A 12,583-nucleotide genomic window follows, 5' to 3' on the forward strand; every position below is an offset into this window, starting at 1 on the left:
CGCGCCCCTGGGGGGTTCGGGCCTACGTTGGTTTGATCAGTGCCGTTTGCAGGCCCGTTTGGTCTGTGCCCAGTTTTCGGTAGGCCGCCGAGAGCAGGCGTACCGCCGTTTGTTCGTCCGTGTGGAGTTCTACGGCTATCTCGTGGTCCGTGTTGCCTTGGGCGGCCAGGGTTGCGGCTGTGCGTTCCTGGGTTGTGAGGGTGTCTGTTTCGGTGCTGTGGAGGCGGCGGGGGCGTAGGCCTGCTGCTGCCAGTTCGGCTCGGGCGGTGTCCGCGAGGCCGTCGGCGCCGCATTGGACGGCTGCGTCCAGGCCTCGGTAGAGGTGGTCGGCGGCTTCCTTGGGCCTGCCTGCTCGGCGGAGTTCGGTGCCGAGGGCGACGAGGGCGCAGGCCAACTCGTAGGCGGCCGGGGAGCGTTCGAGGTGGGTGACGGATTCTTCGAGGAGTTTGGCGCGGGCCGAGCCGGTGGAGACCTCGGCGGCGATGCGCAGGGCCTGGCCGATGGCGGACGGGGTGCCGAACTGGCGGGCGCGGGCGACCGCTTCGTGGGCGGTGACGACGGCGCGCTCGGGGGTGTCGTGGCGTTCGGCGCGGGCGAGGTGGAGTTGCCAGGGGCACCAGGCCGGGTTGCGGATGCCGCGGGGGTCCAAACGGCGGCCGGCGGCGGCCAGTTCGGCTGCTGCCTCCTTGGCGAGGCCTCGGGCCAACAGGAGTTCGCCGTAGACGGTCTGGGCGTCCGGGAAGACCACGGCCGCCGGGAAAGGTTCCGCGAAGGCGTGGTCCTCGGCGAGTTGTACGGCTTCGGCGACCCGGCCGCGGGCCAGCAGGACCTCGATGAGGATGCCGGTGCCGTACCAGTAGACGGGGGTGCCGGGGCCGACGCGTTCGGCGAGGCGCAGGCCCGCGCGGGCGAAGTCCTCGGCCTCGGCGAGGCGGCCGCGCCGGTACCGGAGGTAGCCGAGGAAGGTGTAGCCGAACGACAAGTGGGCGCCGCGCCAGCCCTGTTGCTCGAAGTCGGCGATGCCGGTGGCGAAGAGTTCCTCCGCGCGGCCGGGTCGGTCGCAGTACATGAAGGTGAGGGCGACCAGCACCGGCACCTCGAAGCCTCGGTCGGCCTCCGCCCAGCCGAGGCCGCCGTCCAGCGCGCGTTCGGCGTGGTGCAGGGCGACATGTGCGGGTTCACCGCGGAGTACGGCGTCCCAGGTGCGCAGGCCGATGATGTACCGCTCGGTGAGGTCGCGGCCCTTGAGGCGGTCGGCGAGTTTGGTGAGGCGGCGGGAGCGCGAGGGGTGGTCGGGTTCGTCGGCGCGGAAGGCGTCCCACATGAACTGCTCGGAGAGCATGCGGAGTTTGACCCGGGCGTCGCCGGTCACGCGGATCTCGCGGGCGAGGGTGTCGGAGGCCTCGGCGAGGCGGTCGCTGTGGGCGAGGACCTGAGAGAGGCGGTAGACGATGTTCTGCCGCAGGCCCGCGTCGCTGATCGGCTCTTCGAGGGCGGCCCGCAGATGGTTGACGGTGGTCGCCGGTTCGGTGAGGAGGGAGGCGCTGCCCAGTTCGTACAGGACGGCGGCCCGGTCGTCGAAGGGCGGGGGTTCGCGCAGGGCGCGGGCCAGATAGCGGCAGGCCGTGTCCGGGGCACCGGCGCGCAGGGTCTCGCCGGCCGCGGCGCGGAGTTGCTGGACCACCCAGTTGTCGCCGTCGGGGTGGGTCTCCATGAGGTGGCGGGCGGCGGCGGAGGGGCCCTGGCCCTCGTTGATGACGCACCAGGCGGCCTGGCCGTGCAGGGCGACGCGGACGCCTGCGGGGATGGCCCGGTAGACGGCGGTGGCGATGAGCGGGTGCACGAATTCGAGCTTGCCCGCTGCGGTGAGTGTGCCGGTGAGGATGCGGGCGCCGCGCAGCGCCTCGGCGGCGTCGGCGGCCTCCTCATGGCCGAGTCCGGCGACGGCGGCGGCGAGCATCGGATGGGTCTCGGTGCCGAGGACAGCGCACGCCCAGGCGAAGCGGACGGTCGAGGTGCCGAGCCGTTCGAGGCGGGTGGTGAGGCCGTTGCCCTTGACGGCGGCGGCGAGATCGCGGAGTTGATGGGCCCCGGCCTCGGTGGGGTTCAGGCCCCGGTCGTGGATCTTGGCGGCGAGTTCGACGGTCTCGAAGGGGTTCCCGGCGGTGACGGCCCAGCATTCGTGACAGAACGCGTCGTCGGCGTGCTCGCCGAGCATCTCCCGCACGAGGTCGGCCACGGCGGCGACGCTGAGCGGTTCGAGGTCGAGGGGGCGTCCGCCTGCCCGGCCGGGCAGTCCCCTGAACGACTCGGCGTGGTCGGGGAGTTCGTCGGGCCGGTAGGCGACGACGACCAGCAGCGGGAGTTGTTCGGCGCGGGGCGCGAACGCGGCCAGCCAGCCCAGGGATTCGGGGTCGGCCCAGTGCGCGTCGTCGAGGACCAGGACCATCGGGGCACGCTGCACCGCGAGGTGGGTGAGCACCCAGTCGAGGCCGTCGCGCAGACCCTGCTGGTCGGGTGGCGAACCTTCGGTGGGCGCGCACAGTCCGAGGGCGGGGCCGACGATGTCGTACCAACTGCCCAGCGCGGTACGGAGATCGGCGTCGGCCGAGCCGGCGAACTGCGGTTGCAGGAGCTGGCGGGCGACGTGGAAGGCGACGCGCTGCTCCTGGTCGCCGCCCCGCGCGGAGAGGACGGTGCAGCCCTGGGCGGCGGCGCGACGGCGTACTTCGGCGAGGAGGGTGGTCTTGCCGATGCCGGCCCGCCCCGCGAAGGCGAGCAGGGCACCGCGCGGCCGGTCCCCCGGGTCGCCGCCGTCCGTGCGCAGACCTGTCAGCTCGCCCAACGCCTCGTCCACGGCGGCGAGTTCACTCTCCCGTTCGAAGAGTGTCCTTCTGCTGCGTGCACTCCGCTGCCCCATGCCATACCCCCTGCCACGGTGGTGCGCCCGCGCGGGGAGCGAACGCGCACCGTGAGCTACAGGGACCTCAGCGTACGCTTCCCGGCGGTCGCGCGACCCGCTAGTCGACGAAGGCGTACCGGCCGGTTTTCCTGTGCCGTCGGGGGCTGTAGGGACGCGGTTCGCGCTTGATCGAGTCCGGCCCGGGACAGGCGATGCAGTTCACGGAGTGGCTACCGGGGGCGCTGGAGGCCGGGGTGCGCGAGCCGCACGCGATGACGGTCTCGACGGTCGTGGCCGACGGCAACCCGACGGCAAGAACCTTGATCCTCAAGGGCGGCGCCCACCCCTCGCCCAGCTACTGCGTGATACCGTATAGTGGTACTCGGTAATACGCAGTACCGGGGAGGCTCGAAGAGGGGACCCGCGATGGACGACCTGACAGAGATGCTGAAGGGCACGCTGGAGGGCTGCGTGCTCGAAATCATCGGCGGTGAGGAGACCTACGGGTACGCCATCACCCGCCGGCTGAATGAACTCGGCTTCACCGATGTCGTCGAGGGGACCGTCTACACCATCCTGCTGCGGCTGGAGAAGAACGGGCTCGTCCAGGTGACGAAACGACCGTCCGGGGTGGGTCCGCCGCGCAAGTTCTACGCGCTCAACAACGCGGGGCGCGAGGAACTCAACCGGTTCTGGGCGAAATGGGAGTACCTCTCATCACGCATCGACAAGCTCAAGGAGGGCGGGAGATGAATTTCTGGGAGACCATCACCGGCAGCGACCTCACCAGGGAATGGAAGGCGTTCGACGCCCGGGCCGAGGCATTGCCGGCCGACTATCGGACGGCGTGGGAGCAGATCAAGGTTCACCTCTCCCCGTACTCGGACTTCACGGGTCGCAATCTGATGCCGATCCTCGACGGCGCCCTGGGACTGCTCGAAGAAACGGCGGCGGACGGGCAGAGCGTGCACGAGGTGCTGGGCGACGACGTCGAGGGGTTCTGCGCGGCGCTGGCCGGCGGAGAAGGGGCGCGGAGTTATCGCGACCGGTGGCGCGAGCAGTTGAACCGGAACGTGGCAAGAAAACTGGGCCAGTTGGGAGGCTGACGTGGGCATCCAAGACATCATCGAGGGCAAGAAGCAGTGGCGAGCGCACATGGCGCGGGTCAAGGCGCTGCCGCCGGATTACCAAATCGTCTACAAGGAGATGCAGAAGTACTTCTTCAAGGTCGGGCCGGTCGATCTGTCCGACGGGACCCTGCTCTCCGGAATCGTCGATTTCTTCGAGGAGGGCGTCGCGTCCGGCAAGGGGGTCCTGGAACTGATCGGCCATGACGTCGCCGCCTTCGCCGACGGCCTGCTCAAGGACTCGCGCACGTACGCGGACATCTATCAGGAGTCCATCAGCGGGGACCCCGGCACGGCCGGGAAGTAGGACCGGGCAGGGAACCAACGAGGCTCCGGTGCCGGGGAGTTGAGACGTCGAACACCTCTCGACAGAGGGTGGAGCCGCCGCCTGTGGGTTCCCCTGCCGCACAGGTGATCGGTAATTCGGTGGCATGGCACTGAGGGTGTCGAAAGACTGCCTCAGTGATCCCCACCGAGTTGCCTCGACTGCTTCGGCCTCGTGCTCTGCGGCCCGGAGATCTCGTGGTTGTCGCATCGCTGTCCGGGCCCCTCCACGCCATGTACGAGCCCGACCTGGAGCAGGCGATGGTCGTGCTGGAGCGGATGGGGTTCCGCGTGCGTCGGGCGCCACTGCTCGAAGCGGGGCGGCACCGCTGGTGGAGCGCGGCGACGCCGGCGGAGATCGCCACAGAGTTCAACGCCCTCCTGCGCGATCCCGAGGTGCGCGCCATCATCGCGCACGACGGCGGCCAGACCGCGCTCGGCTACCTCGACCTGATCGACGTCGAGGCGATCATTGCCGACCCCAAGCCGATCCTCGGCTACAGCGACATCTCGCTGCTGCATCTGGTGCTCTACGCGCGAACGGGCCTGGTCGGGTTCCACGCCGACGTGGCCACCCCCGGGCTCGGCGGACACTGGCAGGCCGTGCCCGCCGCACGCAGAGCGGAACTCGAAAGGCTCTACTCGACGCTGCTGACCAGTACAGAGCCGATCGGTGCCCTGCCGAGCACCCCGTCATGGGAGTGCTGGCGTGCCGGTCGCGCCGAAGGCCGGCTGATCGGCGGGGTGATCAACCGCATCGTGCTGACGCAGGCGACGGCCTACGCGCTGCCGCTCGCCTGGTTCGACGGCGCGGTGCTGTTCTGGGAGGAGTTGGGCGGCCACGCCTCCCATGTGTGGAGCTACCTGCAGGTGCTGCGGCACGCCGGCATCCTCGATCGCATCGCCGGCATGGTCGTGGGTATCCCGACCGCGATCGACGGACTCGACGCGCCCGACGCGTCCCCGACCCTGCGAGAGCTGGTCCTCGACGTCCTCGGCGACCGCGACATCCCGGTCCTGGGCAACGTCGAGTTCGGACACGCCGGCCCGAATCTGCCGATGCCGGTCGGCATCCGCGTCGCCCTCGACGCCCGGCAGCGAACCCTGTCACTGCTCGAACCGGCGGTACGCCCGATCACGGTGACCGGTCCCATCGCCTGAGCAACAGTGAGCGCCGGGATCAGGCGACCTCGCACCCGCATGCATCCACCCCGCCCGATCACGCGACACCTGCCACCGCACTATTGCCGACCGGCCCAAGTCACCGCACGAACAAGGGACTTGCTCACTCCTCCATCGCCGTCGGCGGCACCACAGCCACCGGACTCGCCGCATGCAGCAGAACCGCCTGGGTCACCGAGCCGAGCAACCGCGCCGGGGACAGCAGCCGACGGCGATGGCGGCCCACGACGACGAGGTCGGCGTCCTTGGAGGCGGCGACGAGGTGGCCGGCCGCGTCGCCCGGGGCGACGTACGACTCGATGCGGACGTCGGGGTGGTGTTCGCGGTGCGGGGCGAGGAGGCTCTCGGTGAGGGTACGGGTCTCGTTCTCGATGGCGTCCTGGTCGATGGTCGGCGGGACGAGTTCACCGAGGGACGCCCAGGCCTGCGGCGGCCACGGGTACGCGGCCACGACCTGAAGGTGGGCTCCGCGCAGGGCCGCCTCGGCGAAGGCGAAGGCGAGGGTGGTCTCGTCGGGACTGTCCACGTGCAGGCCGACGACCACGCGGGGCCCGGGTTCGGCCGGAACATCGCCGTGCACCTCGCGCCCGGGCCGGGGCACCACGACGACGGGGCAGTCGGCGTCACGGGCGGCGGCCATGCCGTTGGAGCCGAGCAGCAGGCTGGCGAAGCCACCGCGCCCACGCGAACCGAGCACCAACAGCTGTGCCGTGGAACCGAGTTCGGGCAGTACGGCACCCGGCACGCCCTGCATCCCGAGGTACTCCACGACCGGCTGGTCGGCACGCCCTTCGACATACTTGCGGACCTGGTCGAGCACCTCGTCCTCGTCCGGCTCCGGGGGTCCGGCGACCAGGGAGCCGGGCGGGGTCCAGGCGGCGGCGTACTGCCACACATGGACGACCCGCAACGGCGCCCCGCGTCCACGGGCCGCGTCGAGGGCCCAGTCCAGAGCCCGCAGGCTGTCGTCCGAACCGTCGACCGCCGCGATGACCGGCAGGGTGCTCATGTGTTCCTCACCTCTGGAGTAACGGGACCTTCCCCTCCGTGGCCAGCCTGGCTCAGGCGTCGGCCCCAGTAGGGGTTCTCAAGGTCGCGTGTCCGGAAAATCGCGCGGGACACCCTTCCGGAGCGGGAGTTGCTGAAGGAGGGACGGGAAATCTCCACCCCGGCGCCGATCAGTCCACGGTGACGGCGATGGCGACGAGGCGGCGTTCGCGGCGCAGGACCCGGTCGAGGAGGTGCACCACGCGGTACATGAAGAAGCGCCGCCTCATCATCTCCTCGACGCGGGCGGTGTCCGCGGGATCCAGGAGCCGGGCGGTCGCCCGCACCGTGGGCGCGCCAGCGGGGACGGTGCCCTTCATGTTGCAGGGGGCGATGGTTACTTGAGGGTTGTTGCGGATCCGCTTGACCTTCCCGGTCTCGGGCGGTGTCAGGACGTAGAGGATGCCGTCCTGTACGAGGCCGCCGACGGGAGTGGGGACCGCCTGGCCGTTGCGGCGGAAGGTGGTCAGGCTGACGTGGCTGCCCTTGCCGATGCGGTCGAGAGCCTGGTCGAAGTCGCTGCGCGGGGTGGTCATACGGGTCTCCAGAGCTAGCGCGTTTTCCGGCCGGCCAGGGCACGGGCCGTGCGCGCGGCCTGTTCCTCGACGGAGGACCGGGTGTTCCAGGGGCCGGGCAACATGTCCTGCTGCTGGAACAGGGCCAGACCGTGAGCTGCCGCGGCGATCTGGACAAGCAGTTCGAACGCCTCGTCCGGGTCGGGGGCGATACGGCTGGTGACGGGCATCAGGTCGTCGTGCAAGACCCCTCCCGCCGCGGCCAGTTCGGGGTGCCGGCTCTTGTCGAGGCCTGCCAGGAACGTGATGTCGAAGAGGGCGCGCTCCTCGGCGGCGAACCGTACGTAGGCCGTCGCGAACGCCGCCAACTGCTCGACCGGGTCCTCGTGCGCGGCCAGCGCGGTGCGGTACCGGCGCCGCTGCTCCTCGTAGCCCTTCAGAGCCAGCGAGGCCAGCAGCGCCTCCCGGTCGCTGAAGTGCTTGTAGGGGGCCGACACGCTCACCCCGGCCCTCCGGCACGCCTCGGCGAGCGTGAACCCGTGCGGGCCACGCTCGCCGACCAGCGCGAGGGCCGCCTCCTCCAGCGCGTTGCGCAGATCTCCGTGGTGGGTGCCGGTGGGACGCCGTTTGACTGCCATGCCGCCAAGGTTAACACTATTCACCATAGGTAAATGGCATTCACCTACGACGCCGAACAGACGGCCGGGCAGGCAGGCAGGCAGGCAGGCAGGCAGGCAGGCCACGGTCGCCCCCTCACGCCCGCCGAGTCCCCGTACTACTTCCGGAGGAACCAATGAACGGACCGAACCCCACCCACTGGACCGCCCGGAACATCCCCGACCAACACGGCCGCACCGCCGTGATCACCGGCGCCAACACCGGCATCGGCTTCGAAACCGCCAAGGCCCTCGCCCTGCGCGGGGCGGCAGTCGTCCTGGCGGTACGGGACACCGACAAGGGCAAGCGCGCGGCGGAGGAGATCACTCTCGCCGCGCCGACGGCGCAGGTATATGTCCAGCGCCTCGACCTGAGTTCGCTCGCCTCGGTCCGCGAGGCGGCCGGGGAACTAAGAGATACCTACGCCCGGATCGACATGCTGATCAACAACGCCGGCGTGATGTACACCCCGTACCGCACGACCTCGGACGGCTACGAGCTCCAGTTCGGCACCAACCACCTGGGCCATTTCACCCTCACCGGGCTGCTGTTGGACCTGCTGCCGGCCTCGCCCGCCTCCCGCGTCGTCACGGTCAGCAGCGCGGGCCACCGCATGGGCGGGCCGATCGATCTCGATGATCTCGACTGGCGCAGGCGCCCGTACGACCGGACCGCCGCGTACGGACACTCCAAGCTGGCCAACCTGCTGTTCACCTACGAACTCGACCGCAGACTGCCGACCGGCGGGCCACTGGCCGTCGCCGCACACCCCGGCGGCGCCGACACCACCGGTTCCCGGAGCGCGATGTCGCACTCCTCCGCCCTCACCCGCACAGCCTTCGCGGCGATCCGACCGCTGCTCCTGCAGTCCCCCGAAAAGGGAGCACTGCCCGTGCTGCGCGCCGCGACCGACCCCGATGCACAGGGCGGCGAGTTCTACGGCCCCCGCGGATTCCAGCAGAGCAAGGGGTACCCCAAGGTGGTCCGCTCCAGCCCGCAGTCGTACGACACGTCGCTGCAGCGCCGCCTGTGGGCGCTCTCCCAGGACATGACCGGCATCGAGTTTCCCGCGTAGCGCCATGCGAGCAGCGGCCACGCGAGCAGCGCATGGAAACCGGCCGGAGGCAGCCGCATGCGGCACGCAGCCCGGCCGCCACCCTCACGAGTGAAGGCCGGGCTGAAGATGCCTGTGCGCATTTCCCCTGACGACTCGCCGGGGAACCGTCACCGTCAGGTGAGGTCGAACTCCCCTTCCCGCGCCCCCGACACGAACGCGCCCCATTCCGCGGGCGTGAAGATCAAGGAAGGGCTTTCCGGGCGGCCGCTGTTGCGCATCGCGATGAATCCCTCGACAAAAGCGATCTGGACATCCCCCAGTCCACGGCTGCCTGAGTGCCAATCGGCGTCACTGAGGTCCAGCTCCGGCTTCTCCCAGCCCGCAAGCGGGTGCTGCTGGATGGTGCTCTCGGCCACGTCCGTGCTCCTCCCGATTCGTCGTCCGCGGCCAGCCTAGCGATCGGTTTCTGATGCCAACAGGCCACGTGAGGGGGACCTTTCAGGAGGCGGGGGGTTCGCTGCCCACAAGCCACATCGAGAAGAACTGCGATCCGCCGCCATAGGCGTGCCCCAGAACCCGCCGAGCGCCCTCCACCTGGTGTTCTCCGGCCTGCCCGCGCACCTGAAGGGCGGCCTCCGCAAAGCGGATCATGCCCGAGGCCCCGATCGGATTGGTGGACAGCACACCCCCTGACATGTTCACGGGAAGGTCGCCGTCCAGCTCGGTCACCCCGGATTCGGTGAGCTTCCACCCCTCCCCCTCCTCGGCGAAGCCAAGGTTCTCCAGCCACATGGGCTCGTACCAGGAGAAGGGCACGTACATCTCCACGGCGTCGATGTCCCGACGCGGATCGGCGATCCCCGCCTGCCGGTACACGTCCGCCGCGCAGTCCTTGCCGGCCTGCGGCGACACACAGTCCTTCCCGGCGAACAGCGTGGGCTCGCTCCGCATGGCACCCCCGTGCATCCAGGCCGCCGGCCGCGGCGCGCGAGCCGCTCCCGCCCGGTCGGTGAGGACCATCGCACAGGCCCCGTCCGAGGACGGACAGGTCTCCGAGTACCGGATCGGGTCCCACAACATCGGCGAGGCCTGCACCTTCTCCAGCGTGATGTCGTGCTCGTGGAGATGCGCGTACGGGTTCTTCAGCGCGTTGCGCCGATCCTTGTACGCGACCAACGAGCCGACCGTGTCGGGCGCCCCGGTCCGCCGCATATAGGCCCGCACATGCGGCGCGAAGAACCCACCCGCACCCGCAAGCAACGGCTGCTGGAAGGGAATCGGCAGCGACAGCCCCCACATGGCGTTCGACTCGGACTGCTTCTCGAACGCCAGCGTGAGGACGGTGCCGTGCACCCGGGCGGCAACAAGATTCGCGGCGACCAGCGCGGTCGACCCACCCACCGACCCGGCGGTGTGCACCCGCAGCATCGGCTTCCCTACGGCGCCCAGCGCATCGGCGAGATACAGCTCGGGCATCATGACGCCCTCGAAGAAGTCGGGCGCCTTCCCGATGACGACGGCGTCGATGTCGGCCCACGTCAACTCGGCATCGTCCAGGGCCCGTTGAGCCGCCTCCCGCACCAGCCCGGCAATCGACACATCCCGCCGCGCGGCAACATGCTTGGTCTGGCCGACCCCTACGACGGCCACGGGCTCCTTGCTCATCGCGGATCCCCTTCGAGTACGGCGACCAGGTTCTGTTGCAGACAGGGCCCGGAGGTGGCGTGGGCGAGGGCCCGGTCGGACTCGCCCCGGTGAATGCGGGCGGCGGCCTCACCGATACGAATGAGCCCGGCGGCCATGACGGGGTTCGCGGCAAGGGCGCCCCCGGACGGATTCACACGCACGTCGTCGCCAAGGCGCAGCGCCTTCCGCAGGACGACCTCCTGAGCGGTGAACGGCGCGTGCAACTCGGCGGTGTCGACGGCCCGTTCGAAGACCCCGGCCTTCTCGGCGGCGAGCCGCGTCGACGGCGAGTCCGTCAACTCCCGTACGCCCAGCCCATGTGCTTCGATGCGGTGGTCGATCCCCTTGATCCACGCGGGCCGTTCGCACAGCTCGCGGGCCCGGTCCCCGGCGGCGAGGATCACGGCGGCGGCACCGTCACCGACCGGCGGACAGTCGCCGGTGCGCAACGGCCGTACGGCATAGTCGCCCTGCGGCACCGAACCCCGCATCTGCGCATGGGAGTTGGCGCTCGCGTCGGTCCGGCTGCGGGCCGCGACGGCGGCGAGGGCGGGTTCGTCGGTGTCGCCCGCGTCGATGAGGGCCTGGGCCTGGAGGGCGGCCAGGGCGACCGAGTCCGGCCACAACGGGGCGACGTAGTACGGGTCCAACTGCCGGGTCAGGACGTCGCGTACGGAGCCGGGGGACGACTTGCCGTACGAGTAGACGAGCGCGGTGTCGGCGTCACCGGTGAGGAGTTTGACCCAGGCCTCGTAGAGCGCCCAGGCGCCGTCCATCTCGACGTGCGACTCGGAGATCGGCGGCCAGGCTCCGACGCCGTCGAGGGCGAGGGTGAAGGAGAAGGCGCGGCCGGCGAGGTAGTCGCTGGAGCCGGAACAGGTGAAGTCGATGTCGGCGGTCTTCAGCCCGGTCTGTTCGAGGACACCGTGCAGCACCGGCATCAGCATCTCCACCTCGGAGAGCTCGTCGGTGGTACGCCGATGGTCGGTCTGCGCGAAGGCGACGACGGCGATCTCACGCGGTGCGGTGTCTCCTGCCATCACAGCAACTCCTTGTAGACGTCGTAGTCCGCGTCGGGCTCGCCGGTCGGCCGGTAGTGGTCCGGATAGCGACCGCCCTCGCTCCACACCGCCTCGACCCGCAGCCCCATGCGCACCTGGTCGTACGGAATCCCGCCGATGCGTCCGTGCAGGGCGAGGTCGGCGCCGTCGAGGGCGATGTGCGCGTAGACGTACGGCACTTCGATGTCGAGGTTCTTCGCCTTGATGTTGACGATGCAGAACGTGGTGACGGTCCCGCGCGGCCCCACTTCGACATGCTCGGCCGTGGCTACACCACAGGTGGGACACGCACCCCTCGGCGGGACGTACACCTTCCGGCAGGAGGGGCAGCGTTCGCCGACGGTGCGTTGTTCGGAGAGCGCGTGGATGTAGTCGGTCTGGGCGCGACCGGGCGAGTAGACGTAGTCGAGACGCGCGGAGGCCACGATGCCGGTGACCATGTCCTCGAACTCACCGCTGTGGCCGACAGGTTGATGGCCTTCTTCCCCGTCATACGGCTCGAAGCAAGCGATGTCCGTGATGGCGCCGGTACGTTCCTCGGCCCAGCGGACACGCACGCGCATACCGGTGCGGACGGCGTCGGGACCGGGAGCGTCCAGGGCATGCAGGAGGGCGGTGTCGGCCCCGTCGAGCCGAACCAGCACCCAGGCGAAGGGGGTGTCGAGGGGCTGCCCGCGCCGGGGTTCATGGTTCCAGGCCCAGGTCGTGACCGTCCCGGTCGCACCGACCTCGACGAGATCGCGTATCTCCTCGGCGGTAACGGGGTCGTACTCGACGGGAGGAACAAGGGTCCGCCCATCACCGGTCTTCACCCCGAGAACGACACGTTCGCGCAGCCCGGTGAGAAACGCGCTCTGGACGGGCCCGAGGGAGCGGGTGAAGGGAAATTCGAGGACGAGGGGCGCTTTGAGCACTTCGGGCACGACATTCTCCTAACTGAACAGTTGGGCCCGCGCATCCCCACCCAGGGGCGCGGGGCTGTGTCGTATATGCGGCTCCGCCGCGTGGGCGCGACCAGCCACAAC

15 protein-coding genes are annotated in these 12,583 nt (G+C 70.0%); 7 read left to right on the forward strand and 8 right to left on the reverse strand.

Annotation, left to right across the window (positions count from 1 at the left end; all coding sequences use genetic code 11):
• Positions 1-22: 22 nt before the first annotated feature.
• Positions 23-2,920 carry an AAA family ATPase gene (locus tag ACIBK4_RS13660; protein WP_398994817.1) on the reverse strand — a complete coding sequence of 966 codons (2,898 nt, stop codon included), beginning with the start codon at positions 2,918-2,920 and terminating at the stop codon, positions 23-25.
• Positions 2,921-3,087: 167 nt separating this feature from the next.
• Here ACIBK4_RS13660 and ACIBK4_RS13665 point away from each other — a divergent pair, with 167 nt between their 5' ends.
• The 5 genes from ACIBK4_RS13665 (at position 3,088) to ACIBK4_RS13685 (ending at position 5,514) form a co-directional block, all read left to right on the forward strand.
• The gene (locus ACIBK4_RS13665) at positions 3,088-3,291 is read left to right on the forward strand and encodes a hypothetical protein (RefSeq protein WP_398994818.1); all 204 of its coding nucleotides are present in this window, start codon (positions 3,088-3,090) and stop codon (positions 3,289-3,291) included.
• Between the two features lie 37 nt (positions 3,292-3,328).
• Positions 3,329-3,655 carry a PadR family transcriptional regulator gene (locus ACIBK4_RS13670; protein WP_398994819.1) on the forward strand — a complete coding sequence of 109 codons (327 nt, stop codon included), beginning with the start codon at positions 3,329-3,331 and terminating at the stop codon, positions 3,653-3,655.
• Positions 3,652-4,008: a DUF1048 domain-containing protein gene (locus tag ACIBK4_RS13675; RefSeq protein ID WP_398994820.1), complete on the forward strand. Its 357-nt coding sequence runs from the start codon at positions 3,652-3,654 to the stop codon at positions 4,006-4,008. Before ACIBK4_RS13670 ends, ACIBK4_RS13675 begins: the two co-directional genes overlap by 4 nt.
• A 1-nt stretch (position 4,009) precedes the next feature.
• Positions 4,010-4,336 carry a DUF1048 domain-containing protein gene (locus tag ACIBK4_RS13680; RefSeq protein ID WP_398994821.1) on the forward strand — a complete coding sequence of 109 codons (327 nt, stop codon included), beginning with the start codon at positions 4,010-4,012 and terminating at the stop codon, positions 4,334-4,336.
• A 170-nt stretch (positions 4,337-4,506) separates the two neighbouring features.
• Positions 4,507-5,514, forward strand: coding sequence for an LD-carboxypeptidase (locus ACIBK4_RS13685; protein WP_398995052.1), 1,008 nt, complete (start codon positions 4,507-4,509; stop codon positions 5,512-5,514).
• A gap of 124 nt (positions 5,515-5,638) precedes the next feature.
• On the opposite strand, the gene ACIBK4_RS13690 is transcribed toward ACIBK4_RS13685, so the two are convergent.
• The 3 genes from ACIBK4_RS13690 to ACIBK4_RS13700 form a co-directional block, all read right to left on the reverse strand.
• A complete protein-coding gene (locus ACIBK4_RS13690) occupies positions 5,639-6,544 on the reverse strand; it encodes a universal stress protein (protein ID WP_398994822.1) in 906 nt (301 codons plus the stop codon).
• 169 nt (positions 6,545-6,713) lie between these two features.
• Positions 6,714-7,118 carry a PPOX class F420-dependent oxidoreductase gene (locus ACIBK4_RS13695; RefSeq protein ID WP_398994823.1) on the reverse strand — a complete coding sequence of 135 codons (405 nt, stop codon included), beginning with the start codon at positions 7,116-7,118 and terminating at the stop codon, positions 6,714-6,716.
• Positions 7,119-7,132: 14 nt separating this feature from the next.
• On the reverse strand, positions 7,133-7,735 hold the full coding sequence (locus ACIBK4_RS13700) for a TetR/AcrR family transcriptional regulator (protein WP_398994824.1): 603 nt from the start codon (positions 7,733-7,735) through the stop codon (positions 7,133-7,135).
• Positions 7,736-7,768: 33 nt separating this feature from the next.
• Here ACIBK4_RS13700 and ACIBK4_RS13705 point away from each other — a divergent pair, with 33 nt between their 5' ends.
• Both ACIBK4_RS13705 and ACIBK4_RS13710 read left to right on the forward strand, forming a co-directional pair.
• Positions 7,769-7,894: a hypothetical protein gene (locus ACIBK4_RS13705; RefSeq protein ID WP_398994825.1), complete on the forward strand. Its 126-nt coding sequence runs from the start codon at positions 7,769-7,771 to the stop codon at positions 7,892-7,894.
• Positions 7,891-8,829, forward strand: coding sequence for an oxidoreductase (locus tag ACIBK4_RS13710; protein WP_398994826.1), 939 nt, complete (start codon positions 7,891-7,893; stop codon positions 8,827-8,829). The genes ACIBK4_RS13705 and ACIBK4_RS13710 overlap by 4 nt, the downstream gene beginning before the upstream one ends.
• A gap of 155 nt (positions 8,830-8,984) precedes the next feature.
• Here the strand turns inward: ACIBK4_RS13710 and ACIBK4_RS13715 are convergent, their stop codons facing one another.
• From ACIBK4_RS13715 to ACIBK4_RS13730, 4 genes are all read right to left on the reverse strand, one after another.
• The gene (locus ACIBK4_RS13715) at positions 8,985-9,227 is read right to left on the reverse strand and encodes a DUF397 domain-containing protein (RefSeq protein WP_355902674.1); all 243 of its coding nucleotides are present in this window, start codon (positions 9,225-9,227) and stop codon (positions 8,985-8,987) included.
• Positions 9,228-9,309: 82 nt separating this feature from the next.
• On the reverse strand, positions 9,310-10,476 hold the full coding sequence (locus ACIBK4_RS13720) for a thiolase domain-containing protein (protein WP_398994827.1): 1,167 nt from the start codon (positions 10,474-10,476) through the stop codon (positions 9,310-9,312).
• Positions 10,473-11,537 carry a thiolase domain-containing protein gene (locus tag ACIBK4_RS13725; protein ID WP_398994828.1) on the reverse strand — a complete coding sequence of 355 codons (1,065 nt, stop codon included), beginning with the start codon at positions 11,535-11,537 and terminating at the stop codon, positions 10,473-10,475. The genes ACIBK4_RS13720 and ACIBK4_RS13725 overlap by 4 nt, the downstream gene beginning before the upstream one ends.
• Positions 11,537-12,481 (reverse strand): Zn-ribbon domain-containing OB-fold protein, encoded by a 945-nt coding sequence (locus tag ACIBK4_RS13730; protein WP_398994829.1) that lies wholly within the window; start codon positions 12,479-12,481, stop codon positions 11,537-11,539. The genes ACIBK4_RS13725 and ACIBK4_RS13730 overlap by 1 nt, the downstream gene beginning before the upstream one ends.
• Positions 12,482-12,583 lie beyond the last annotated feature (102 nt).

Source organism: Streptomyces sp. NPDC050528, from assembly GCF_044457795.1.
Classification (GTDB): domain Bacteria; phylum Actinomycetota; class Actinomycetes; order Streptomycetales; family Streptomycetaceae; genus Streptomyces.